The sequence below is a fragment of the Shewanella sp. c952 genome (genome assembly GCF_019654975.1).
Classification (GTDB): Bacteria; Pseudomonadota; Gammaproteobacteria; order Enterobacterales; family Shewanellaceae; genus Shewanella.
This window is the reverse complement of record NZ_BPEW01000012.1, coordinates 68,960-94,226: the sequence shown is the minus strand read 5'-3', so window position 1 is coordinate 94,226 and position 25,267 is coordinate 68,960. Positions and strand designations below refer to the sequence as shown.

22 protein-coding genes are annotated in these 25,267 nt (G+C 43.1%); 16 read left to right on the top strand and 6 right to left on the bottom strand.

What is annotated here, in order from left to right:
* Positions 1-114: 114 nt before the first annotated feature.
* Positions 115-1,038, top strand: coding sequence for an AEC family transporter (locus K5R16_RS10555; RefSeq protein ID WP_220737518.1), 924 nt, complete (start codon positions 115-117; stop codon positions 1,036-1,038).
* Between the two features lie 16 nt (positions 1,039-1,054).
* Here K5R16_RS10555 and K5R16_RS10550 read toward each other — a convergent pair whose 3' ends face one another.
* Positions 1,055-2,731: an FMN-binding glutamate synthase family protein gene (locus K5R16_RS10550; RefSeq protein WP_220737517.1), complete on the bottom strand. Its 1,677-nt coding sequence runs from the start codon at positions 2,729-2,731 to the stop codon at positions 1,055-1,057.
* Between the two features lie 217 nt (positions 2,732-2,948).
* On the opposite strand from K5R16_RS10550, the gene K5R16_RS10545 reads away from it, so the two are divergent.
* A complete protein-coding gene (locus K5R16_RS10545) occupies positions 2,949-3,449 on the top strand; it encodes a GNAT family N-acetyltransferase (protein WP_220737516.1) in 501 nt (166 codons plus the stop codon).
* Positions 3,450-3,520: 71 nt separating this feature from the next.
* On the opposite strand, the gene fur is transcribed toward K5R16_RS10545, so the two are convergent.
* The gene (gene fur, locus K5R16_RS10540) at positions 3,521-3,952 is read right to left on the bottom strand and encodes a ferric iron uptake transcriptional regulator (RefSeq protein WP_220737515.1); all 432 of its coding nucleotides are present in this window, start codon (positions 3,950-3,952) and stop codon (positions 3,521-3,523) included.
* A gap of 268 nt (positions 3,953-4,220) precedes the next feature.
* On the opposite strand from fur, the gene cobB reads away from it, so the two are divergent.
* Together cobB and K5R16_RS10530 are read left to right on the top strand one after the other, a co-directional pair.
* Positions 4,221-4,955, top strand: a complete 735-nt coding sequence (cobB, locus tag K5R16_RS10535; RefSeq protein ID WP_220737514.1) for a Sir2 family NAD+-dependent deacetylase — start codon at positions 4,221-4,223, stop codon at positions 4,953-4,955.
* A gap of 5 nt (positions 4,956-4,960) precedes the next feature.
* Positions 4,961-5,431 (top strand): AAA family ATPase, encoded by a 471-nt coding sequence (locus K5R16_RS10530; protein ID WP_220737513.1) that lies wholly within the window; start codon positions 4,961-4,963, stop codon positions 5,429-5,431.
* Between the two features lie 8 nt (positions 5,432-5,439).
* Here the strand turns inward: K5R16_RS10530 and K5R16_RS10525 are convergent, their stop codons facing one another.
* Positions 5,440-6,381: a hypothetical protein gene (locus K5R16_RS10525; protein ID WP_259649838.1), complete on the bottom strand. Its 942-nt coding sequence runs from the start codon at positions 6,379-6,381 to the stop codon at positions 5,440-5,442.
* A gap of 251 nt (positions 6,382-6,632) precedes the next feature.
* On the bottom strand, positions 6,633-8,723 hold the full coding sequence (fusA, locus tag K5R16_RS10520; protein ID WP_220737512.1) for an elongation factor G: 2,091 nt from the start codon (positions 8,721-8,723) through the stop codon (positions 6,633-6,635).
* Positions 8,724-9,122: 399 nt separating this feature from the next.
* Between fusA and K5R16_RS10515 the strand changes: the two genes are divergently transcribed.
* Both K5R16_RS10515 and K5R16_RS10510 read left to right on the top strand, forming a co-directional pair.
* On the top strand, positions 9,123-11,078 hold the full coding sequence (locus K5R16_RS10515) for a methyl-accepting chemotaxis protein (RefSeq protein WP_220737511.1): 1,956 nt from the start codon (positions 9,123-9,125) through the stop codon (positions 11,076-11,078).
* Between the two features lie 241 nt (positions 11,079-11,319).
* A complete protein-coding gene (locus tag K5R16_RS10510; RefSeq protein WP_220737510.1) occupies positions 11,320-12,189 on the top strand; it encodes a hypothetical protein in 870 nt (289 codons plus the stop codon).
* Between the two features lie 51 nt (positions 12,190-12,240).
* Here K5R16_RS10510 and bioA read toward each other — a convergent pair whose 3' ends face one another.
* Positions 12,241-13,581, bottom strand: coding sequence for an adenosylmethionine--8-amino-7-oxononanoate transaminase (gene bioA, locus K5R16_RS10505; RefSeq protein WP_220737509.1), 1,341 nt, complete (start codon positions 13,579-13,581; stop codon positions 12,241-12,243).
* Positions 13,582-13,830: 249 nt separating this feature from the next.
* On the opposite strand from bioA, the gene bioB reads away from it, so the two are divergent.
* From bioB to K5R16_RS10475, 6 genes are all read left to right on the top strand, one after another.
* Entirely contained in the window at positions 13,831-14,883 is a 1,053-nt protein-coding gene (gene bioB, locus K5R16_RS10500) for a biotin synthase BioB (RefSeq protein WP_220737508.1), read from the top strand.
* Positions 14,884-14,986: 103 nt separating this feature from the next.
* Positions 14,987-16,174 carry an 8-amino-7-oxononanoate synthase gene (locus K5R16_RS10495; protein WP_220737507.1) on the top strand — a complete coding sequence of 396 codons (1,188 nt, stop codon included), beginning with the start codon at positions 14,987-14,989 and terminating at the stop codon, positions 16,172-16,174.
* 55 nt (positions 16,175-16,229) lie between these two features.
* A complete protein-coding gene (locus K5R16_RS10490) occupies positions 16,230-17,000 on the top strand; it encodes a methyltransferase domain-containing protein (protein WP_220737506.1) in 771 nt (256 codons plus the stop codon).
* Between the two features lie 25 nt (positions 17,001-17,025).
* Positions 17,026-17,691, top strand: coding sequence for a dethiobiotin synthase (gene bioD, locus K5R16_RS10485; RefSeq protein ID WP_220737505.1), 666 nt, complete (start codon positions 17,026-17,028; stop codon positions 17,689-17,691).
* 296 nt (positions 17,692-17,987) lie between these two features.
* Entirely contained in the window at positions 17,988-18,851 is an 864-nt protein-coding gene (gene htpX / locus K5R16_RS10480; RefSeq protein WP_220737504.1) for a protease HtpX, read from the top strand.
* A gap of 302 nt (positions 18,852-19,153) precedes the next feature.
* Complete coding sequence (locus tag K5R16_RS10475) at positions 19,154-19,501, top strand: cytochrome c3 family protein (RefSeq protein ID WP_220737503.1); 348 nt, start codon at positions 19,154-19,156, stop codon at positions 19,499-19,501.
* Between the two features lies 1 nt (position 19,502).
* Here the strand turns inward: K5R16_RS10475 and K5R16_RS10470 are convergent, their stop codons facing one another.
* Entirely contained in the window at positions 19,503-19,874 is a 372-nt protein-coding gene (locus K5R16_RS10470; protein ID WP_220737544.1) for a hypothetical protein, read from the bottom strand.
* Here K5R16_RS10470 and K5R16_RS10465 point away from each other — a divergent pair.
* The 4 genes from K5R16_RS10465 to K5R16_RS10450 are packed head-to-tail and all read left to right on the top strand — an operon-like array spanning position 19,756 to position 25,211.
* A complete protein-coding gene (locus tag K5R16_RS10465) occupies positions 19,756-22,572 on the top strand; it encodes a molybdopterin-dependent oxidoreductase (protein WP_308440811.1) in 2,817 nt (938 codons plus the stop codon). The genes K5R16_RS10470 and K5R16_RS10465 overlap by 119 nt on opposite strands.
* Complete coding sequence (gene cobA, locus K5R16_RS10460) at positions 22,572-23,489, top strand: uroporphyrinogen-III C-methyltransferase (RefSeq protein ID WP_259649837.1); 918 nt, start codon at positions 22,572-22,574, stop codon at positions 23,487-23,489. Before K5R16_RS10465 ends, cobA begins: the two co-directional genes overlap by 1 nt.
* On the top strand, positions 23,482-24,663 hold the full coding sequence (locus K5R16_RS10455; protein ID WP_220737501.1) for a glycosyl transferase: 1,182 nt from the start codon (positions 23,482-23,484) through the stop codon (positions 24,661-24,663). Before cobA ends, K5R16_RS10455 begins: the two co-directional genes overlap by 8 nt.
* Entirely contained in the window at positions 24,654-25,211 is a 558-nt protein-coding gene (locus tag K5R16_RS10450; protein ID WP_220737500.1) for an ANTAR domain-containing response regulator, read from the top strand. Before K5R16_RS10455 ends, K5R16_RS10450 begins: the two co-directional genes overlap by 10 nt.
* Positions 25,212-25,267 lie beyond the last annotated feature (56 nt).

The window sequence follows — 25,267 nt, the reverse complement described above, 5'->3', positions numbered from 1 at the left end:
AAGAATCTTTTAACTTGGCTAATCCTCCTGATTTATTTGATATGATTGTTGATCTTATACAGGGATTAGAAAAGGTAATTCCTGTTACCTTTTCTAGGATAAATTAACCCTCTAATGGCCATTATTTCAATTGTTTTTCCCCTTATCTTTATGGCCGTATTAGGTTATATACTCACCATTAGATCCGTTTTTTCAAAAGAGCAGATCGGTGGGATAAGCTTATTCACTTTCTATCTCAGTATTCCTGCTTTTTTATTCATCAATATGTATCAGGCTGACCTAAATAAAAGCTTTGATATTAGTGCATTAGCTAGCTTCTATTTGCCAGTATTAGTTGCTTACGGCATAGGTTTTCTCATCTTCTATTTTGTACGAAGCGGGCAAGAGCAACGGATAAGTAATAGTGCTGCTTACGGTCTAGGTTGTAGTTATTCAAACACTATTCTGGTGGGGTTGCCGATTATCGTTGGCGCGTTAGGACAGGAGATGATGGGCAATGTGTTTATTATAATTACCTTTCATAGTGCATTGCTTTTTTCACTGACTTTTATTTTGGCTTTAAGCAGAAGCAAAGCAGAGTTTAAAGCAGGGCCATTTATAAAAGGGATTGTGTTTAACCCCATTGTGATGAGTATCTCTTTAGGACTAACATTCAATTTATTACAGCTCCCCTTAGCTGATAACTTAGCCAATGGTATCCATTTACTCAGCCAACCGGCATTAGCATGTGCGCTGTTTGTATTAGGCGCTAATCTGAGCTTTTATAAAATAGCTAAAGATTGGAAACTGGCTTTAATCGCCTCAATGGTCAAATTGATCTTTCTGCCAGCTCTAGTCTACGCCCTAGGTTCGATGTTCAGGCTAGAAGCTAATTTATTAGCTGTACTGGTATTGCTCAGTGCTTCACCGCTTGGCATTAATGCTTATCTTGTTGCCATGCAAGTTCAAGCTCAACAGGCTGTAATCGCCAGTACTGTGGTGCTTTCCACAGTACTGTGTGTGTTTACGATGGGCTTTTGGTTATCGGTTTTATTATGATTAACGCAACATTTACCTAGGGTTGTGTAGGGTTTAGTTTACTACTAGCATGTCTGGCGCGAGAGAACTCAGCCGGCGATAGGATATAGGTGTCTTCACTATAGAAATCATCACTTCTTGCCATACGCCACCAGTCACTCCAAGGTCCCTCAATGTGTTTCTCTTGCAACAATTCGTTCTCCTTTAATGGCTCGATGAGGCTGCCAACTGACATCAATAGCCCGTATGGAGTGCGCTTTTTTAGCATATGAGGCATTAACTTAGCGGGATTGTCCAAGCCCATACTGCCAACCAGTTCAAAAAAACTTTCGATGGTATTGTGGTGGTAGTTTTTTACTCGCTCACTTTTCTCAATAACATTTACGGCTTTGCTTCGAGCGGGGTCTTGAGTGGCAATACCTGTAGGGCACATATTGGTATTGCAGTGGCGGGATTGAATGCATCCAAGTGACATCATCATGGTGCGGGCTGCATTAACGGTGTCGGCTCCCATTGCTATTTTGGCCAAAAGGTCGAAACTTGATGCTGTTTTACCTGAAGCGATAATTTTTATTTTATCTCGCAATCCTGCGCCTATAAGCGCGTTGTGAGTAAAATAGACACCCTCTAAGCACATCATGCCTAAACGGTTAGAAAACTCGACTGGCGCTGCACCCGTGCCTCCCTCTGCACCATCCACAGTAATGAAGTCGGGTGTTATCCCGGTTTCTAACATTGCTTTACACAAGCCTAAAAACTCGACTGGATTTCCTATACAAAGTTTAAACCCAATGGGCTTTCCTTCACTTAACGTTCTCAGTTTGACGACAAAATTAAGTAGGTCTTTTGGGGTGGTGCATTCTGGATTTACTGCCGGTGATACGCAATCTCTATCTTTGGATATGTGCCTAATCGCCGCAATTTCATCAGTAATCTTTGCCGCAGGTAATACTCCACCGTGGCCAGGCTTGGCTCCTTGAGAGAGCTTAATTTCAATCATCTTTATTTGCGGACGAGTCGCCATAGCTGCGAACGTTTCGGGGTTAAAGTTACCTTCATTATCACGACAGCCAAATAAACCTGAGCCAATTTGCCAAACTACATCTCCATGGTGCTTTAAGTGGTAAGGACTAGCACCACCTTCGCCTGTGTTGTGATAACAGCCGGCTTTTAGCGCACCTAAATTTAGCGCTTCAATTGCGTTTGAGCTCAATGAACCAAAGCTCATAGCGGATATGTTGAGGTAGGAAGCATCATAAGGTTGTAAGCAATCAGGGCCACCAAAGCGTACTCGTTTAGCATCCGCGACGACTTCTCTAGGGTGCAGCGATTGCCAAAGGCTTAAATAGTTATCCTCAAGCAGATCACGCTGTGTACCAAAAGCGATGGTATCTCTGACATTTTTGGCTCGTTGGTAAACTAAAGAGCGTTGTTCACGGTTAAACGGCTTTTCCTCGGTATCATTAGCAATAAAATACTGCTGAATCTCAACTCTATAAGATTCCAGAAAGTAGCGAATATGTGCGACAACAGGATAGAGTCGATTGAGTGTATGTTTACTATGATACATATCGAAGTAGCCAATAGCGCTGTAACTGATAGTCAATAAGAGTAAAAAAACGCTGCCAAGACTTGTTTGGCTAATGGCGAGGTTTATGGCAACTAAGTTTCCCAAAGAAGCGATAATCCACAAGAATTTTTGCATGATGGTCATAAGTATTCCTTACTATTAAGCACCTGATAGCGGTTTGTCTTATTGAAAGGCATTTTTGCCGATTAGGCAATCTTGTTTTAATACTTTCTAATTTAAACAGAAATTAGTTATATTAGTATCGATTATAGTCAAGAAGTCGTGAATACAGATAAGCATACTATGTTCAACAATTTGTATGTTGCAGTCATATGGAAAGCGCAATACCAAGGAGTTTAAAGTGATAATAGCTGAAACCGAGAGGCTGATAATACGGCGATTTGAGTCAAAAGATACTAAAGCTATTTTTTTGCTCAACAGTATCCCGGAGATCCTCACCTATATCCCTGGTGCACCTATGACTAATATTTCTCAGGCTGAAGAGATCTTGGAGAATATGATCTTAAGTAACTATGAGCAATTTGGTTACGGGCGTTGGGCGGTAGAACACAAAGCTGATGCTAAAGTTATTGGTTTTTGTGGCCCAAAGTATATTGAAGAGTTTGATGAAGTGGAGCTCGGGTACCGTTACCTTCCTGCCTATTGGGGCAAAGGTATTGGCTTTGAAGCGGGATCTGCCGCTTTATCTAAATTTATTGATTATGATATACAAGAAGCTATCGCTTTAATCCTCATTGGCAATAAAGGCTCTGAAGGTGTGGCAAAAAAGTTGGGTATGCAAGAGCGTGGTAGGGATAAGTTTATGGGACATAAGGTCAATGTTTTCCACAAATATCTTTAGCCAAGCGTTATTTAGTTAACCATCACCCACAAAAAAACCAGCTTGAAGCTGGTTTTTTATTTCAATAAACTTTAAGACTCACCATGCTCACAGTTGTCATTGGTGCATACACCGTAAAGGTAAAGACTGTGGTTTGTCAGTTTAATGTTGTGCTTCATGGCAATTTCATCTTGACGTTGTTCAATCATATCGTCAGAGAATTCGAAGACTTTGCCACATGATAAACATACAAGGTGATCATGGTGGTGTTGTGTTGCAAGTTCGAAAACCGCTTTGCCGCTTTCGAAATGATGACGAGTCACAATGCCTGCATCATCAAACTGGTTAAGTACTCGATAAACCGTCGCTAAGCCGATCTCTTCACCCAAATCCAGTAGCTTTTTATAGAGATCTTCAGCACTGATATGCTGATTCTCTGGTCCTTGCATCAATTCTAAAATTTTGACTCGTGGTAAGGTTACTTTCAAACCCGCTTTCTTTAGCGCTTGATTTCCATCTGTCATTATTGTTCTCTTGATTGCAGAACGGCCTGTCAACTCGAGCCAGTTCATATGTGGGTATTCAATCCATTATATGTGCACAATTAGAAAACTTAAACCTTTGATATAGTAATAAGCCATCTAATGTAAATAAAAGCGATAAAGCTGATATAAAACAAGCAATTTAAGCATACTTTTTGTATTGTTATTAGCGTTTATACTAACGCCTAATGTAAAAATCGTTATTTCCTTGGCAAAATGGGAATAACAATACTAAGAAATAGGACTGTAGATGTACCAGCAGATAGTAATACTAACTGGCGCCGGGATCTCGGCAGAATCTGGATTACGCACCTTTCGAGATCAAGATGGTTTGTGGGAGGAGCATAAGATAGAAGAGGTGGCGACCCCTGAAGGTTATGAGAAAAACCCGCAATTGGTGGAACAATTCTATAATGAGCGCTGGCAACAGTTTCATAATGGTTGCATTGAGCCCAATGCCGGCCATGATGCTCTTGCTAAACTGGAACGTGAATTTGAAGGTAAGTTACTCGTTGTCACCCAGAATATCGATGATCTTCATGAAAGGGCAGGTTCAAAGCGCTTGTTACATATGCATGGTGAATTGTCGAAAGGGCGGTGTCCACGTTCTAGGCAAACCTTTTTACTGAGAGAGCCATTCGGCCCTGAGCATACTTGCACTTGTTGTATTCCAGCGCAAAGACTTCGTCCTCATGTCGTTTGGTTTGGTGAGATGCCTATCGGTTTAGATCGTATTCAACATGCATTAGACAGCTGTGATCTTTTTATTGCTATTGGTACATCTGGCACTGTATATCCTGCTGCAGGGTTTGTTGACACTGCAAACCATCATGGAGCACAAACTGTCGATATTAATCTAATGCCAGCAGATCGGCATAGCCAGTTCCAGTACCACTTGCAGGGAAAGGCGAGCGAAGTATTACCTAAATTGGTCGAGCAAATTCTGCAAGGTAAAGTGGTTAATGATCAATTGCAGGCTGGTTAATCAATATGCTTGGTAAACATACTGAGGCTAAGCTTGCGATTATTATGCGCGGGCTTCCAGGTAGCGGAAAAAGCTATTGGGCAAGAGAGTTTGTTGCTACTTATCAGCATAGCGACAGTTTGATTGAGGCTGAAAAGCAATACGTTATATTTTCAACCGACAGTTTCTTTTATAACGAGGGAGTGTACCAGTTTAACCCTAAGCTGCTGCCAAAATATCACCAGTTAAACTTAACCGCGTTTATCCAAGGCATGGCCGACGGATTGCCGTTGGTTATTTGTGATAATACCAACATAGCTTATTGGGAGTTTAAAGCTTATAGCGCAGCAGCAAAGGCTTTGGGTTACCAAGTACGTATTGAGCAAATAGGCGATCCTGCCTCGGTAAAACATCAACAGCTTTGTGCAAAACGAAATAGCCATGGTGTGCCATTGCAAAGTATCAAACGTATGGCGTCGATGTTTGAATCTATTTAGTTGATCAATTAAAAACGGCGTCCCATTCCAATAATTAGATGCTTCCAGTTTAGAAACCCGTATTCAGCATAGAGGTTCCATTCATTGCGAGGCCCAAAATCATAGTTTAAGCTAAATGAGATGTTTTTAGTTTCTTGCTTAGCAAGATCGATATCGAATTTTACATTTTCCATCAAGGGGGCGAGCTCAGTCCCTTGAAAAGAATAATCCCCTGTCACATTCTGTTTTACGCTTTGATGGCTAAATGCTAGAAACCAAGCGAGCTTATCGCCCGCAACATCAAAACGCTGGCCAATACGCACTGAAGCCAGCTCGGTTTTAATGAGGCTATCTGTCGTATCTGTCTTTGCTTTGATGATCGCGCCAATCGCCATAATCGTGAAGGGAGTGTCGCCGATAATGGGATCGATATTGCCAGCGAACACAGTGCCAATGCCATAATTTTTAGCGGTATAATTTATCGGAATAGGAAGGACCACACCGTTGCAACTGTCTCCACAGGGTAAGCCTTCAACATTATCCAGTTTGGCTCTAATATCTTTATGGCCTTCGGTGTAACCGAAGATCCCGTAGACATTCCAAAAAGGCAAAATCCACGCATCCAGCTTTAATTGAACGCTTTTATCTCTGCCAGTGATGGTGACGTCTTCTGCAGGCACAAGATAATCATTAGGCCCTCTTAGGCCAAGTAAGCCGCCATCGACCTGTACTTTGAAATCATCTGTAGCGATGTAGTCAGCGTCAATATCATTGTAAAACAGGGTTATCCCAATGGGTATTGGCAGCTCATAACCTCGTTCTAGTGCTTTGTCGGCAAGTCGCGGTAATCCACTCCAATGCTTGGGCGTTATTTGTTGTACGGTAGTGTCTAGTTCACTGTTAGCGATGGCGGGTGAAGCATTGAGTAACATGAATAACAGCGCGATAATCTTGTGAAGTTGAGGTGTCATAATATTGTGTTTAGAAAGCGACGCTGTACTTTAACGATTTGTTCTATCAACGCAAATGGCTATGAGAAATGTGAGAGAAAGATAGCAAAATTAAGATTAATTGAAGCTAGCAGGATGAGGTAAGTGCTCATTTATTTACATTGAGTGGAAATATTGATGCAAAGTGATAAACAAAAAAAGGCCTATAGATTTGCATCTATAGGCCTTTGTTAAAGCTTAAAACTCGTTAAGAGTCATAACTAAATTAATAGTTACTTCTTAGCAGCAGCTTCGCGTGCTTTAACTTCAGCGATAACTTTTTCAGAAACACTGTTTGGACATGGTGAGTAGTGAGCGAATTCCATAGAGAATTGGCCACGACCAGATGTCATTGTACGTAGTGAACCGATGTAACCGAACATTTCTGATAACGGTACGTCAGCTTTAATACGAACGCCAGTAACACCAGCCATTTGGTCTTTGATCATGCCACGACGACGGTTAAGGTCACCAATAACATCACCAACGTTGTCATCTGGGCTGAATACGTCAACGTTCATGATAGGCTCAAGAAGTTGTGCACCGGCTTTAGGCATAGACTGACGGAAAGCACCTTTAGCAGCGATTTCGAACGCGATAGCTGACGAATCAACTGCGTGGAAAGCACCATCAAGAAGTTCTAATTCAACGTCCAATACAGGGAAGCCAGCGACAGTACCAGTATCCATCAAAGATGCGAAACCTTTTTCTACTGCAGGCCAGAATTCCTTCGGTACGTTACCACCAACAACTTTAGAGCTGAAAGTGAAGCCAGTGTTTTGCTCACCTGGACGGATAACATAGTCAATTTTACCAAACTGACCAGAACCACCAGACTGTTTCTTATGCGTGTAGCTATCTTCAATTTCTTTAGTGATAGTTTCACGGTAAGCAACTTGAGGCTCACCTACTACTAGGTCAACGCCGTATGTACGTCTAAGGATATCTACCTTAATGTCTAGGTGAAGCTCACCCATACCTTTAAGAATAGTTTCACCTGAGTCTTCGTCAGTCTCTACGCGGAAAGATGGATCTTCTGCAATCATTTTACCGATAGCGATACCCATTTTCTCTGATCCGCCTTTGTCTTTCGGCGCAACAGCGATAGAGATAACTGGCTCTGGGAATACCATAGCTTCAAGAGTACAAGGGTGCTTGATATCACACAAAGTGTGACCAGTTTGCACGTTCTTCATACCAACGATAGCGATAATGTCACCAGCTTGTGCTGAATCAAGTTCGTTACGTTCATCAGCTTGCATTTCAACCATACGACCAACACGCTCAGTTTTACCTGTGAACGAGTTAAGGATGGTGTCACCTTTGTTGATCTTACCTGAGTAGATACGTACGAAGGTTAGGGCACCAAAACGGTCATCCATGATTTTGAATGCTAGTGCTTTAAATGGCTCATCTACAGAAACTAAAGCAACTTCACCCGTAGGTTCGCCTTCTTCATCTGTAAGTGGCTGTGGATCAACTTCAACTGGGTTTGGAAGGTAATCAACAACAGCGTCAAGAAGAAGCTGCATACCTTTGTTCTTAAATGCAGAACCACAGTATGTAGGGAAGAAGTCCATTGTACGAGTACCTTGACGGATACAACGCTGAATGTCTTCCATAGATGGCTCTTCGCCTTCCATGTAAGCTTCTAATAGGTCATCGTCTTGCTCAAGAGCAGTTTCGATTAGCATCTCACGGTATTCTTCAACAAGCTCAACCATGTCAGCAGGAACTTCTTCAATCTTGTAGTTCTCAGCTTCGCCAGTTTCGTCCCATATCCAAGCCTTACGAGATAGTAGGTCAACAACACCACTGAACTCATCTTCGATACCGATAGGAAGAACCATAACTAGTGGGTTAGCAGCTAGTACGTCTTTAGTTTGCTTAACAACACGTAAGAAGTCAGCACCCATACGGTCTAACTTGTTTACGAAGATGATACGCGCAACTTCTGATTCGTTCGCATAACGCCAGTTAGTTTCTGATTGTGGCTCAACACCACCAGAACCACAGAATACGCCAACACCGCCATCAAGAACTTTAAGAGAACGATAAACTTCTACTGTGAAGTCAACGTGGCCAGGGGTGTCAATAACGTTGAAACGGTGGTCGTTCCAAAAACAACTAACAGCAGCAGACTGAATGGTAATACCACGCTCAGCTTCCTGTTCCATGAAGTCAGTTGTTGACTCGCCGTCATGAACTTCACCTATCTTATGGATTTTACCGGTAAGCTTAAGGATACGCTCAGTTGTGGTGGTTTTACCCGCGTCAACGTGAGCAAAGATACCAATGTTTCTGTACTTTGATAAATCAGTCATTTTTCTACTCTATTGGAGTTACGTTCTAAAATTCCGCGCAAGTATAGCAATACTTTTCCATTTTTTTTATCGATTTTTATCATTCAGCGCTAATTTAAGCTAAATATCATGAAATAATCACATTTTGAGCCCAAAATCATCGTTTGCTAATTGTCCTCTAGCTCTTACTGGCTGCTAATTTATCCATAATGTTGCAGATAATTGTCTTTTTTAGGGGGACAGAGAATTAATATTGTACTGCTGGTCGTTGTCCATTGTCAGCGAAAAGCGATATTGCAAAAATTGACCAACATTAAGTTTAGAACTAATTTGCTGGGTTAATAGAAAGCAAAATGAAATAAAATCTGATGACGACGGGTCATATGTTACCAACTAGTAACAGAACGGACTCAATATTGAATGAACGCCTTTATTTCTGCAGGAATGCATATAGCCAACCGATTGAGCTTTAAGAAGAAGTTCACTCTTCTAGCCATTGTTACTCTTTTGCCTCTCATTTTCGGTGCTGGCATCATTGTTATGCAGCAAAAAGACGCGCTAAATTTACTCAATGATGAGATTGCGGGGTTGTCGGTTTTAACTGAGTTGAGTCGTGTTGAACACGATTATCGGCATAGTCGCGCAAATGATTGGCAAAATTACAATGGGGTTAAAGAACTTGCTTTAGTGAGCATTAAGCAACTGCAAACGACAGTAAACCTGCAGCCCAATTCCGTCAGTGTTTTACGACAACTGTCACTTGAATTCGACAGAAATGATAAAGACACCGCAACGCTATTGGCAGCTAGTATAGCGAGTGCAAAAGAAGATATATCGGCTTTGTCAGGAGTTGCGCTTGACGGTGAACCCAGTGGCTTTTATCTTGCTGAACTATACATTAATCGCATTGCTCAAATTACTGAATATTATTCGTTAGTGACAGCTTTAACGTCGAACATATTGCAGCAAGGTGGCTTTACTCCCCAGTCTTATACTCAGATTGTTGCACTTAATAAAAGGTTGGAAGAACAACAAGTTTTACTGAAAAAAAGCACAAGCCGACTAATTGCAACAGTAGCAGATACAGAGATGTTGCCACTGAAAAACGCACTAGCTGAGTCCGCAGAGTTAGTTGGTGATTTTGTTAATACAATCGATAAAGATATTATTTCACCCGATGAGTTGAGCGTCGACTTAGCTGGGTTTAACACTCAATCAAATACAGTGGCCGCAGCTTTGAAATTGCTAGGCGACACAACTTCCCAAGAACTTGAGTTGCAGATCCAGTCTCGCCTTGATAGAGAGCTATCACACATGTTCTGGCTCATTATTGGAGCGCTAATGGTGGTGATTACCAGTGTGCTGATCCTGCTGGTTATTTATAAAGCGATTATCGAGAAAGTGGTGGCTATCGAGGCATTGACATCTCGGGTGGCGAAAGGCGACTTTACGGCGGATCTAGAGGTTGCTGGAAATGATGAATTATCAAAAATCGCCGAGGCTTTTAATCATATGTTGACCAGTGTGAGGTTGCTTATAACAGAAGTAAAGCAAGTCAGCCTAGATGTAGTTAATGCCAGCGAAAAAATGCAATTGGTAACCTCAGATGTAGAGTCAACGTTGACAAAGCAGCAAGCGCAGACTCACAGCGTTGCTGAGGCCATTACCGATATGGTTGATTCTGCAGACAGCGTTGAACGCTGTACTCATGATGCGAATCAAGTGACCTCCGATGCGCTTCATTCCGTGCAAAATGGCAAAGAGGTCATTACTGGTACAGTGAATGGGATTAATAAAATTGCCGCAGAGGTTGCAACAGGTGCCGAAGTCATTAACCAGCTGGCATTGCACAGCAGTGATATTGGTGCGGTGGTGAATGTTATCCGCTCGATTGCTGAGCAAACCAACTTACTGGCGTTGAATGCAGCGATTGAAGCGGCAAGAGCGGGAGAGCAAGGACGGGGATTTGCAGTCGTTGCTGATGAAGTGAGAACGTTGGCGAGTCGCACTCAGTCTTCAACGAAAGAGATTGAAGCCATGATAGAGCTGGTCCAAAAAGGGGCAAAACAAGCTGTTAAAGCAATGGAGTCAGGTTCAATGCAGGCCAACGAAGGGGTCGTGCAGGCTAGCTTGGTTAGCGAAAGTATTGCGACTTTGGCAAGCAATGTTGAGGATATTGTCGTTATTAGTGGGCAGATAACTCAAACTGTTGTTGCCCAACGAGAGGTGTCAGCTTCGATGGATACCCGCACCGATGCCATTAAACAAGGCGCTGATTTAGCTTTAATCGCTGCTAAAGAAGCGTCATCTATTGGTAAGACTTTAGCGAAAGACTCGCAACGGTTAGCCTTGCAAATTTCGGGGTTTAGATTGTAACAATTTAATTGATAAAATGGCCGGAATTCCAGCAATACAAGACATTTATCATGGGTCCTGTCATCGATTGTTACAGAGGATACTACAGGCTTGCCACGAACTGCACTAGCATCTACAGAACCAACTAAGGTGATCTGCTGGCTGGTGCTTAACGTAATTTTAAAAACAGGCTCCAAGGTGTTTTGTGGTTTAAGTTAGCCATTAGCCGATAACAGTCCTACAGGCAGGTGAGGGAGTGGACATGCTAAAGACGTCAAACAAAGCCCGACAGAGCAAACACTTCTCTCGAACATTGCTATTTAGCACTGTACTCGTCAGCTGTTTCGGCGTGGCCTTTGGCGCTGAAGTTGAAATTGATATGGGAAACTCGCCTCTCAATGAACACAAAAAGATGCAGCAATGGATAACGGGAGGGATACAAGCGGTTGAGTTATCTCTGGGCACAATGCCAGGACGAAACATTGACATTGAACTCGTTACTCAGTCTTTTGCCAACGAACCCGTGCCTTTTGCACAAGTGATTAGGGGGAGGACGAACAAAGTCAGGTTACAGATCAATACAGACTGGCCTTTGCAAGACTTTGTTGATGACTGGACGCTTTATCATGAGTTGTCACATCTTTATATTCCCTACTTAGATTACCCTTCATTTTGGTTAAACGAAGGGTTTGCAACGTACATGCAAAATATTGTTATGTTACAAAGCCAAGTCATAGACAAGGCAACCTTTGTTAATAAACTACAAGCGGGATTAGAAAGGGGGAGGCTTAATACTATTTCTCAACCCGGTAAGTTGAGCATGGTCTCTAATGATATGTGGCGAAAACACGCTTACATGCGGGTTTATTGGTCTGGTGCCGCTTATTTTGCTGAAGTCGACGCTTTATTGCTTCAAAGGGGAAGTAGTTTGTCCCAAGTCGTTGCTCAGTATAGCCAGTGCTGCATAACGGCAAACAGCAGTGGAAGTGGACTGACGCAACAGTTTGATAAAATCGCTGGGACAAACATTTTTTATTCTACATATGTTAAATACGCCAAGCGTACTGATTTTCCTAAGATAACCACTGAGCAACTAGACGCTATCGTACATCATTACGCTGTAATACCTTAGCCGCCAAGATGTGAATACCTTTGCGATTACCGAGTTATAGCGTCTGCTTTTCTAACCGTGGCTGATAAAGCTGGTGTCATTTTCCGGCAGTGATATTTGGCTTGCAACGGTTTTCATGGCACGGGTTAATCGGGTCAATTGTTCACTTGATATAGTGTAGGGGGGCATAATATAGATAAGGTTTGAGAAGGGTCTTATCCATACTCCGAGATCAACAAACTGTTGTTGAAGCTCTGCGGTGTTTAAGGTCGAACTCATCTCTAATACGCCAACAGCGCCAAGTACCCTAACATCAACAACATTGGTGTAGTTAACGGCATCTGCAAGCTCTACTTTCATTTGAGATTCAATATTGGCAACTTGTGTTTGCCAGTGTTGTTCGTTAATAAGCTCAAGGCTCGCAATGGCTGCTGTGCAGGCTAGTGGGTTACCCATGAATGTTGGTCCATGCATGAAAACACCTGCTGGAGAATCACTCACACCTTTTGCTACTTCATCACTACACATCGTTGCTGCCAGTGAGATATAACCACCAGTAAGTGCTTTACCTAAGCATAATATATCCGCTTCGACGTTAGCATGCTCATAACCAAAGAGCTTGCCGGTACGGCCAAAGCCAGTTGCAATCTCATCTAGAATCAATAACACATCATATTTGTCACATAATTTTCGCAGTGCGCTCAAATACTCTGGGTGGTAAAAGCGCATTCCGCCTGCACCCTGCATAATAGGTTCAATAAGCACTGCGGCAATATGTTGATGGTTATCTTCAAACATGCTGCTAATAGTAAGAAGCTCTTCTGCATCGAAGTTTTCGACAAAACGCGTCTTTGGCTCTGGCGCAAACAGTTGCTCTGTGACGAGTTCACCAAACATAGTGTGCATGCCTCCCTCGGGATCGCACACGCTCATGGCGGCAAATGTATCGCCGTGATAACCGCTTTTCACCGTCAGGATCTTTTGTTTGTTGGGTTTATCTCGCCCTTGCCAATATTGCAACGCCATCTTCATCGCGACTTCGACAGCAATGGAACCTGAATCAGCGAGAAACACTTTGGTTAGGCGCTCACTTGTCATGTCGACAAGCATTCTTGCTAGCTCGACAGCAGGTCGATGAGTGATCCCACCAAACATCACATGGCTAAGTTGTGCTGTTTGTTGCTGCATCGCAGTGACAATTTTAGGGTGGCTGTAACCATGAACACATGCCCACCAGGAGCTGGTGCCATCAATCAGTTTGGCGCCACTGTTTAATGTTAACTCAACACCTTCAGCGCTCACTACACCATAGGTGGGCAATGCATTATTCATCGAGGTGTAAGGGTGCCATAGATGTTTTGCATCGAAATCTAAATCGATAAACTGATTACTGATTTGCTTTTGTGTGTTCATAAAATAACCGCTAGTAAACCTTCTGAGCTGATTGGCATTGACAGGTTAAGGCTTACAGGTATCCTAGGCAAGATAAATATTAATTAAATCACGCAATGTAAATACGTTAACAGGCTGTTTATAAAGGTTTATTTTATAAGCGTAAACAGTCAGTAATAGCTTTATCTACTCCGTTTTCGTTAACAAAATGCACGCGTCGATTAAAAAGCATGATTTTGCAACTAGTGTGAGCTAGAAAAGGAAAAAGAGATGTCAGATGTACAAGTGAGAAATAACTGGAACCGCGATGAGATTGAAGCCTTATTTGCGTTACCGATGAATGATCTGTTGTTTCAAGCCCACAGCGTACATCGCCAAGAGTTCGATCCTAACGAAGTGCAGATCAGTCGCTTACTCTCGATTAAAACTGGCGCTTGCCCTGAAGATTGCAAATACTGCCCGCAAAGTGCCCGTTATGATACGGGCCTTGAAAAAGAACGCTTGTTAGCAATGGAAACCGTGTTAACTGAAGCCCGTAGTGCAAAGGCCGCTGGCGCTTCGCGCTTTTGTATGGGGGCCGCATGGCGTAACCCTAAAGAGCGTGACATGCCATACCTAAAAACCATGGTCGAAGAGGTTAAATCTCTGGGCATGGAAACGTGCATGACTTTAGGTATGCTCTCTGCCGATCAAGCTAGCGAACTCGCTGATGCAGGACTCGATTATTACAACCATAACTTAGATACTTCACCAGAGTATTATGGTGATGTAATTACAACACGTACCTATCAAAACCGACTCGATACTTTGTCTAACGTTCGTGCTTCAGGCATGAAAGTTTGTTCAGGTGGTATTGTGGGTATGGGCGAGCAAGCAACGGATAGAGCGGGTCTACTGCAACAGTTAGCCAACCTTGAGAAACACCCGGATTCAGTACCGATTAACATGCTGGTTAAAGTGGAAGGCACACCATTTGAAAAGATTGATGATTTAGATCCGCTTGAGTTTGTAAGAACGATTGCCGTTGCGCGGATTATCATGCCTAAATCGCGAGTACGGTTGTCGGCAGGTCGTGAGAATATGACCGATGAATTGCAAGCGATGTGTTTCTTTGCCGGGGCTAATTCAATCTTTTATGGTTGCAAACTGTTAACCACACCTAACCCAGAAGAAAACGACGACATGAGTTTGTTTAGACGTCTAGGATTACACCCTGAGCAGGGTATTGCTGCGACCAAAGAGCAAGATGAAGCTATGCTTGCTAAAGCGGCCGCGCAGCAAGATAAGAAAGCTTCCGCTTTTTATGATGCTGGTGCATTGTAAATACCTAAGCGAATTAGTTTAGAAACTGCTTTAACAGAAATATACCGTTAACAGCGATGGCTGCTAACGGTAATTAAGTCTCGCTCTCATATTGAGTAATGTTATGTCTGATGTCGCCACGAAAAAATTACAGCCGCTTCACGATAGGGTGGTAGAGGCTAATCGGTCTTTGGCAGACAAAGGGCTGTTAAGAAAACGGGTTAAAGTTATGCTTGACCCTGAACACGCCAGCTGTTTTGAAGTCGATGACTTACCCTATATTAACTTTAGCAGTAACGATTATTTAGGACTGTCTAGAGATCCAAATGTAATTGAAGCCCTGTATAGCGGTGCAAAAGATTTTGGTGCTGGTGGTGCTTCTTCGCCTTTAGTCATTGGATATAATCAGGCACACCAGCAGCTTGAACAGGCATTGTGTAACGCGACAGGTCATGAAGCAGCACTGCTTTTTTGTTCTGGCTTTACAGCAAATCATGCCTTGATGAAAACCTTGTTTAATGACTCCGATAGGGTGCTCACTGACAAGTTGGTGCACGCATCTGTGATTGATGGCTTGCAAGATAGTGGTGCGACACTAAAACGATTTATCCATAATGATGTTGCCTCAGCCACTCAAAATGTTGAACGCCACGCTCCATGCGCTGTGATCACTGAAAGTGTTTTTAGTATGGACGGTGATGTAGCACCGCTGGCAGAACTATCGGCATTGTGTCAACAACAAGGAGCTTGGTTCATCGTTGATGATGCCCACGGCTTTGGCGTTATCGGAGATAATGGCATGGGCGCCTCCGCAGTGGCCGAGGGCATTCATATCGATGCGCAAGTGGTTACATTTGGGAAAGCTTTAGGCGGACAGGGCGCAGCGATACTTGGCAGCCGGGATTTGATTAACTACCTAGTGGCAAATGCGCGCCAGTATATCTATTCGACAGCACTTTCACCGGCAAACGCCGCCGCAGTGACGGCATCTATCAATACCATTATGACTACGCCGCAACTGAATCAAAAGTTGCAGGCTAACGTAGTCACTTTTATTGCTAGCTGTGAGGCTGCAAATATTGTTTTAACCGGTTCAACCACAGCAATACAACCTATTATTATCGGTGATAGTGCTAGGACACTGGCCATTGCTAAAAGGCTAAAAGAACACGGTTTTTGGGTTGGTGCAATTAGACCTCCGACAGTTGCTCAAGGAAGTGCAAGATTAAGAGTGACGTTAACAGCAGAGCATTGTGAAGAGGATATCCACGCGTTTGTTGCCGTACTTGCAGGTATTTTACAAGACCAGTAGTGGTCTTGTTTAACCGCATGATTATAAACTCCCATAGCGTATAGGATCCCATAACGTGAATACCGGGGAAGAGCAATTAACGACTAATGTTGCAAATCGATTTTCTGCAGCGGCATCGTCATACCATTCTCATGATGTTTTACAGCGTATTACCGCTAAGCAGCTATTAGAACAGATGTCACCATCTGCTCGATTACTCGACCTTGGTTGTGGTCCTGGGACATCTTTTAGTCAATTTGAAACTGTAAATGAAGTTATCGGCGTTGATATCGCTCAGGGGATGCTCAATACCTTTACAACGGACTTTCCTGCGCATCATGCCCTATGCGGTGACGCGCACAATCTGCCTTTGCTTTGTGACTCTATTGATACCATTTATTCTAATATTGCGTTGCAATGGTGCAGTAACTTGGGTGGCGCAATAAGCGAAGCTAATCGGGTACTGAAAGTTGGTGGTGAGTTTAATGCCAGTATTGTTAGCGAGAACAGCCTGTGTCAATTGGCCGATTTAGGCTTAAACGTTAACAGTTTTAACAGTGAACAAGTTATCAAGCGCTGTTTTGATCTAAAGCTATGGCACGATGTCCATATTGAGACTCGTGCAATCACAGTTTACTTTGCTAATTTCAAGTCGCTATTGCTGTCGATTAAAGGAGTAGGGGCATCAACTGTTGATCCTAAACATCAGCTAAATCAACGCCACGTCACACTGAGAGGGCGAGGTGATTGGCAAAAATTAGTTAATAAGGCAGAGTTAAGCCGCGCCCCTGAGGGGCTGCCTTTGACTTATCATATCAGTTTTATCAAAGCGACAAAGACGCGTTAATAAAGGCTGAAACCTTGGAGTATGCATGACTTATTTTGTGACTGGTACCGACACTGATTGCGGCAAAACATTAGTGTCATCAGCGTTATTAACCGCAGTAGCTGGTGAAACGGTAGGGTTTAAGCCTGTGGCCTCCGGTTGTGAGAGAACGGAGCAGGGATTAAGGAATGGTGATGCTCTTGCATTGATGGCTGCATCTAGCATTAAGCTGCCTTATGATGACATCAATCCTTTTGCATTTGCGCCTGCTATTGCACCGCATATCGCAGCAGCCGAACAAAATGTGACTTTGACTCCTACACGCATCCAAGCACAACTCAATATGGCGCAGCATTTAGGTGCAGATTTTGTTGTTGTTGAAGGTGCGGGTGGCTGGCGTTTACCGTTAGGTGATGGGCATTATATGTCTGAAGTCGTTCAAGCTATGAATTTGCCGGTTATTTTGGTAGTAGGTATGAAGTTGGGTTGTCTCAACCATGCTTTATTAACGGTAGAAGCAATTGAGCTAGATGGTCTTGTTATCGCTGGCTGGGTAAGCAATCAAATCGATTCAACAATGAAAAATCAGCAACAAAACTTAGCATCACTGCAACAGATGATCTCTGCACCGTTTCTTGGCCATATCCCTCATCTTGAAAATGCTACTGCAAACAACGCTGCTAAACATCTTGATGTAGCACTACTGTCTTAACCCTTAACAACCTTCATATCAGTAACCCTAACAAATGAGGTAAATTCACCCACTTTTGTTAGGGCTATCTTCCTGTTAAAAAAGATTAATCTGTATCTATGTCAATTTCGACTCGAATTAAGATTAGATTAATGAAAACTGCATAAAATCACCCAACCTGATAAAGAAAGCGACTGGGCTAGAATTAAAGCGGTCGTATTGTTTTTTACTCAGTTCCCCCTTGAAAAAAACAATTTGGGACATATTATGTCTTTAAGAATGTTTATCAGGATTATTTCGATCCTACAGGAGCTTAAATGAAGCGTATATTTTTACTGATTGCTACTAATATGGCGATCTTACTAGTGGCATCAATCGTGATGTCTATTTTAGGTGTTAACACATCAACCATGAGTGGCTTGTTAGTTTTTGCTGCAATATTCGGTTTTGGTGGTGCATTTATCAGTTTGGCTATCTCTAAGTGGATGGCAAAAAAGACCATGGGCTGTGAAGTTATCACTACCCCTCGCGACAACACTGAGCGTTGGTTAGTTGAAACCGTTGCACGTCAAGCTGAGCAAGCTGGTATCAAAATGCCAGAAGTTGCTATCTACCAATCGCAAGAGTTCAATGCTTTTGCTACAGGACCGAGTAAAAATAACTCCTTAGTAGCAGTGAGTAGCGGTCTGCTTTATGGCATGAACCATGATGAAATCGAAGCGGTACTTGCCCATGAAGTTAGCCATGTGGCTAACGGCGATATGGTTACGTTGACGCTTATCCAAGGTGTCGTGAATACCTTTGTTATATTTGCAGCTCGCGTCGTTGCTGGCATCATCAATAACTTTGTTGCAAGTAACGATGAAGAGGGCGAAGGTCTAGGCATGTTTGCTTATATGGCAGTTGTCTTCGTACTTGATATGCTTTTCGGTATTCTTGCTTCAATGATCGTTGCCTACTTCTCTCGTATTCGTGAGTTTAAAGCAGATGAAGGTGGTGCACGCTTAGCGGGCAAAGATAAGATGATTGCAGCGCTTGATAGATTAAAGCAGGGCCCTGAAACAGGCGCTATGCCGGCATCGATGTCAGCTCTTGGTATTAACGGTAAAAAATCAATGGCCGAATTGATGATGAGCCATCCGCCACTTGAGAAGCGTATCGCAGCACTTCGCGCGAGTTAATTCAGCGCTAACTAATAAAACACAGTGCGGGTCTAGCTGATACGGATTGTGTTTTTATTAGTCTAAATCAAGGTGATAAATGCCGCCATATTACATTCTATGCCTCGACTGAGTGGCATAGTTTGATGGAGCGCACGTTTTGCTAATAATCACAATGTTATGATCTTCAAACTAAATTAGTTGCGAATTAGCTAATGCTTAGCTAAATTAAGCTTAGTCGTGCTAATAATATTGATCGCAAGATGGAAACGAAACTTACTTATAAAGTTTCCACTATGCGAACATCAAATGAGGATACAATTGTGAGCAAAAAACTACTAAGTGCAATTTTTGGTGCGGCAATCGCAGCATTAGCGTTATCTCCTTCTGTTTTTGCTGAAGGCCAAGAGTTGGCTGAAATGCATGCAGAAATGGATGGTTGTGAAGCGTGTCACGCTGACGGTTCTCCATCTGCAGATGGCGAATACGAATTTGAGCAGTGCCAATCTTGTCACGGTACGCTAGAAGAGATGGACGCAGTGCATCAACCACACGATGGCATGCTAATGTGTGCAGATTGTCACGCACCACATGAAATGAACGTCGGTGATAAGCCAACTTGTGACAGCTGTCATGACGACGGTCGTACTGCAGAGTCAGTACTTAAGTAACTTAATCTGTTACCGATAAAAACCAGCTAATAGCTGGTTTTTTTGTGCCTGAATTTTGCTCCTTATGACTATTAGCGACTAAATGGCTCATTTTTAGCATCCGCCAAATACCTCCTTGTAGGTACTCTCCTTTATATTTATCAATGGCTTGCGTGATTTCGGTGCGTACCTTTGCCCCGTTGTAGCACATGCTCACAAGACAAAAAGCTATAATTTTAAAAATATGCATTAAAAACAGTGTTTTAATTTGTGGCATGAGATTTGCGATATCACAAGCAGAGCAAATTAAAGGGAAGCTAGTCATGCCAAGCTGTAAAACAACCTGTGCATATTGTGGTGTTGGTTGCGGGATTAAGGTTGAGAACAGGTTCAATGATCAAGCCTTTCATGCTTCAGACCGCGATTTTCTGACTCTTGCTGGGGACATGGATCACTCTGCAAACAGTGGTGATCTGTGTGGGAAAGGCTTGGCACTATTAGATAGCTTAAACCTTCCCAATAAACTGCTATACCCACGTATGAAAAAAGCGGTCGGTGAATATGAAGATATAAGCTGGTCTAAGGCGATATCAGAAGTCGCGAATAAATTTAAAAGTACAATTGATAAGCATGGACCAGATTCTGTTGCATTTTACCTATCTGGCCAGCTGCTTACGGAAGATTATTATGTTGCTAATAAATTAGCTAAAGGCTTTATTGGTAGTGCAAATGTGGATACTAATTCTAGGTTATGCATGTCTTCCGCAGTGAGCGCCCATATGCGAGCCTTTGGTGAAGACGTCGTTCCTGGTTGCTATGAAGATCTTCAGCTTGCAGATGTTGTTGTTCTAGTCGGTGCAAATACTGCTTGGACACATCCGGTTCTGTTTAAAAAAATATTGGCAGCAAGAGTTGAACATGGCACTAAGCTGGTGGTTATCGACCCGCGTGTTACGGCGACAGCTTCCCAGGCCGATCTTCATCTTCAGCTCATTCCAGGCTCAGATCTACAACTATTCAATGGATTATTTTGTGCCATCGCAAGTGATAAAAACTGTAACGATAAATACATAGAGCAAAGTACAGAAGGGTTTGAGCAAGCACTAAAAATGGCGCAAGAAAGCGCTGGTAGCGTTATCGATATAGCCCTTCATACAGGGCTTCATCCGGAAACAATCGCTGAATTTTACGCCTTGTATCAGCAAAGTAATAGAGTGGTTACCGCCAGTAGCCAAGGCGTCAATCAGTCTATTTTAGGCACCAATACCAGTAATGCGATTATTAATTGCCATTTGGCATTAGGGGATATTGGGCAAGCTGGCAGTGGACCACTATCTCTAACTGGTCAACCAAATGCTATGGGAGGGCGTGAAGTCGGAGGCCTTGCTACCCAACTTGCGTGTCACCTCGGTTTTTCTAAGCAGGAGCGCCAGTTAGTCGCTAACTATTGGCACACTGATAGATTGCCAAAGTCAAAAGGAAAAACCGCGACGGAGATCTTCGCAGCGATGGCAAGCGGTGAGATAAAAGCTGTGTGGATTTTAGGTACTAATCCCGTCGTTTCTCTACCAGATACGGCATTAGTCAAGCAAGCACTCACTGAGTGTGAATTTGTTGTGGTATCTGACATTACTGCTGATACCGATACTGCTCAGTACGCTGATATCCTGTTGCCAGCCCAGGGTTGGTCAGAGAAATCGGGCACTGTTACCAATAGTGAACGCACGATTAGTCGTCAACGACGTTTTGTTCAACCTCAAGGTGATTCTAAGGCTGATTGGTGGGCATTGTGTGAAGTTGCCAATGCGCTGGGTTTTAGCAAGGAATTTGACTTTAAAAGCAGCGCCGATGTGTTTAAGGAATACGCGCAGTTAAGTGCAAGGGTAAAGCAAAGTTTTCCGCATAAGCAGTTCTCAATTGCTGGGTTAGCGGATTTAACAGCGCAACAATATGAACGCCTCGTGCCAACTCAATGGCCAATCAATGATGTTGAAGCAATGGGGCAAAAGAATTTACGTCTCTTTAGTGATGGGCTATTTGCGACTACAACAGGTAAGGCGCAGTTTGTTGCAACGCCATTTACTGCAGTTATTACATCACACCTGCTTGATAATACAGCGTCAAATATAAATAAAGTTCGACTAAACAGTGGTCGTAGTCGAGATCAGTGGCATACGATGACCAAGACTGGCCATATAGCCAAGTTGGCTGCTGCAGAATACCAGCCTGAATTAAAGCTTGATCAATCAACACTGACTAAACACGGTTTGCTAGAGGGAGAGTTAGTTGCAATTGTCACTGGGAACCAAGCTAATCCCTTGATTGCTAGGGCCGCCGTTGAGCCGTCATTGCTTAGTGATAGTGCTTTTTTATCTATGCATTGGTCATCACAATTCAGCAAGAGTGGCGGCGTTAATAATGTGCTTTCAGTAGCGGTAGATCCCCACTCAAAACAACCTGGATTTAAGAATCAATGGGTAGAAATCAAACCGGTACAAGTGGTGGAACAGGGAACGGAGTGGGGACAATCTGTCGTTGATCCCGAATTGCTTTGCTGGGATGTAAAGCAGCAGCTTCAAGGTGGGGTTTGCCGTCACGTCGCGGCAAATATAGCTTTTAGTCTGTCGCTGACAGAGGTTGAAAACACACAGTTCCCACCATCAAAGTTAAGTACGAATGGGCATGTGATGCAGTGGAAATATCAACATAAACTGATTACTTGCATGGTGAACAAAGGGCGTCTTAAAACGCTCGTAATCACAGCCATTGAGCCGTTAGATATTGATAGCAATGCCATTCAGTCACTGATAAATGAATCATTTAGTGCGGGATCAACTAAAAAATTGCACCAAATACTTCGCGCAGGTCGTAGTCAAATTGTGTGCGCCTGCACGGGGGTGACCCAAAATGATATTGAATTGCAGATGAATATAGATTTTGCAACCGGTGCTGATAATGCGTTATCGCTGATTGACAAAGTGCAGCAAAAATTACGCTGCAGTGCGGTATGTGGTAGTTGCCTAAATCAAGTTAAGGGTATTGCCGATATTGTGATCGCGCAAAAGCAGAGACAAAACAGGGAGGTCGCTTAATGAAATTCAATGCCATCAATAAATTCGAGCCAAGGGATAACAAGGCTTACCAGAGCAAAATGCCGACTCACAGCTTACTCTTTGCACTCATGAGTCGTATAAACAAGCGAAGTGTTGATGAGACTGACGCTAATTCGGTTGCGATTGTCGGAGCTGGTTGTGGTGAGATTGATATGCTGACTATTAAAGCGGCGCAGACGATTATTAGTGCTCAGGCAATCGTTTATGACAATTTGGTTAGTAAAGATATTTTACAATTAGCCGCTGATGATTGTGAAATGCATTATATGGGGAAACGCTTTGGTGAGCCTAGTGCTACTCAGGAACAGATAAACCTAAAACTGCTTCAATTGAACCAACAAGGTAAGGTGGTTATTCGTCTTAAAGGTGGCGATCCAAATGTATTTGGTCGTGGGGCCGAAGAGGCGCTTTTTCTCGCTCAACATGGCATTAAAAGTGAATTTATCGCTGGAGTCACTGCTGCTTTAGGCTGCGCCGCGAGCGCAGGGATCCCGTTGACACACCGAAAAGTGTCTCGTTCAGTGACTTTTGTAACTGGACATAATTGTGATGACTCTGCTGTTGAATGGAGCGGTTTACTGGCATCAAAAAGTACCTTGGTGTTTTATATGGGGAAGGAAAGAGCCGCATTTATCGCCCACGGTTTATTAAAGGCCGGTGCGAAGCTGTCATTGCCGGTCGCTTTTATCTCTAATGGTGGACGTACGGATCAACAGGTAACTACAGCAACAGTTAAAGAGATGGTTGAAGTTGCAGATTCGATAAAGGTTGATGGCCCTACATTGTTAATTGTCGGTGAGGTTGTCGCTATTGGACAACAACTTGCTAACTGCATGAGTGAGCTTGACCTTGGACAAATGGTTAACAACTTGCCACTTGAGTGTGCATATGGATAGTCATTGTAGTAAAACGCCTTTCATTAATATCACTGAGCCTAATGAGTATAAGCAGTTAATTAGAACACTTGCTCGGGGAAAGAAGAGCGCTCGTTCATTGACATTCCTTGAAAGTTACCAGCTTATTCGTGGCTTTTATGATAATTACGCTAGTGTTACTCAGTTAAGTGTCGCCCTAATGCTTATGCGGGTTAAGGGGGAGAGTGCTGAAGAGATCGCTGGCGCTGCAATGGCACTAAGAACGACAGTCGATGGTGGTTGGCAACAGCTTGATGTTGATATTGATTGGCCCTGTTATGGCGCAAAGCGAGATCAACTGCCTTACCTGTTACTCAGTGCCAAGTTATTAGCGCTTCAGGGGTATCGGATTTTATTGCATGGGGATGATAGTGCATTACCCCATCGGCAACATATTGCAAAATTTGTTAATATATTAGGAATTAACTCTGTTTCAACTGCCGAAGAAGCTGATGCTGCTTTAAAGTCTGCGGGGATCTGTTACGTAAATGCCGATAAGCTGTCTAGGCTTGTTATATCATTCAGCGATATTCATAAAGAGCTCGGACTTAGAAGTCTGTTTCAAAGTGCTATTCGCTGTATCAACCCGTCAAATGCAGCACTTAGTCTGAGAAGTTATTTTCACTCGGGGCTAGGTGATATTCACTTCAATGTCGCCCGCTTAATGGCCGAAAGTGATTCACAACTGCGTCAATCCAAGGTTGCCATATTTAAAGGTTACCAAGGTGAGTGTGAACTGAGTCCTAGAACCTCTGCGGTGATTAATATTTTTCAGCTAAGTGGCCAGCGTCAAATCAATCTGCCGACTCAGCTTGATGGCTTAATTGGCAGTAAAGCAAATGCTTCAGAATTGTCTCCTCCGTGGTTATCTCTGCTTTGGCTGAAACTATCCTTTCCAAGCAATAACAATGGCGGTCACGCCCTTGATTCCCCAGAGGCTGAACGAGCACAGGCTGCTGTTATCACAAATGTGATGGCTATACTGATGTTGCTGGATTCCAGTATTCAAATTGATGTGGCTAAAAAAATGGCTACGACATTTTGGCAACAGCGACACCAGAGCGTTTCAATAAAGCGTGTTACTCAGCTAAATACACAAGGTCGCAGTCAACCAAATGCCGACTCTATCGGTTCAGGAGGCAAAGCATGCGCATAGTAAGTTTGGTCGAGGTTACTGAAACGAGCGGGTTAACACATTATGCTGCGAGTCATGATTTTAATTTAGTTAGTTTGAAATCAATATCTGAATTTGAGCGGTTCGAACTTAACAATGCCACTGATATTGTGCTTATGGTTGTTGACACTATTACGGCCTCGCACTTGCAGTTTGTTGAGCGGCTGATGACATTCGCACCTGCGCCTTTAATCGTAACAGCCACAAATGCTGCTGAGCGGCAATTATCTGCGCTGTTGCAGTGTGGCCGAGTTACCTTCGTACCGCAGCAGTTTGATTTTTCCCGCCTCGCAAAAGTTGTGCAACTGGCACAAATTCGTTTTGAATCGGCTAATCTGTTACACAATAAAGTCGTGGAACTTGAACACTCTCTAGCGGACGATAAACGGATTCAGCTGGCCAAGCATGAGCTGCAACAATCGGGTCTGTCTGAACAAGCGGCCCACAGAGTTATCCAGCAAGTAGCTATGGAGAAAAGAATAAGCCTACCTGACAGTGCTGCAAGCCTTTGTAAAAATCAGCTGCGTTAGTTTGCACATAAATAAACACTCCCAAGCCAAAATGGTGCAAACGACATCTACGTGAA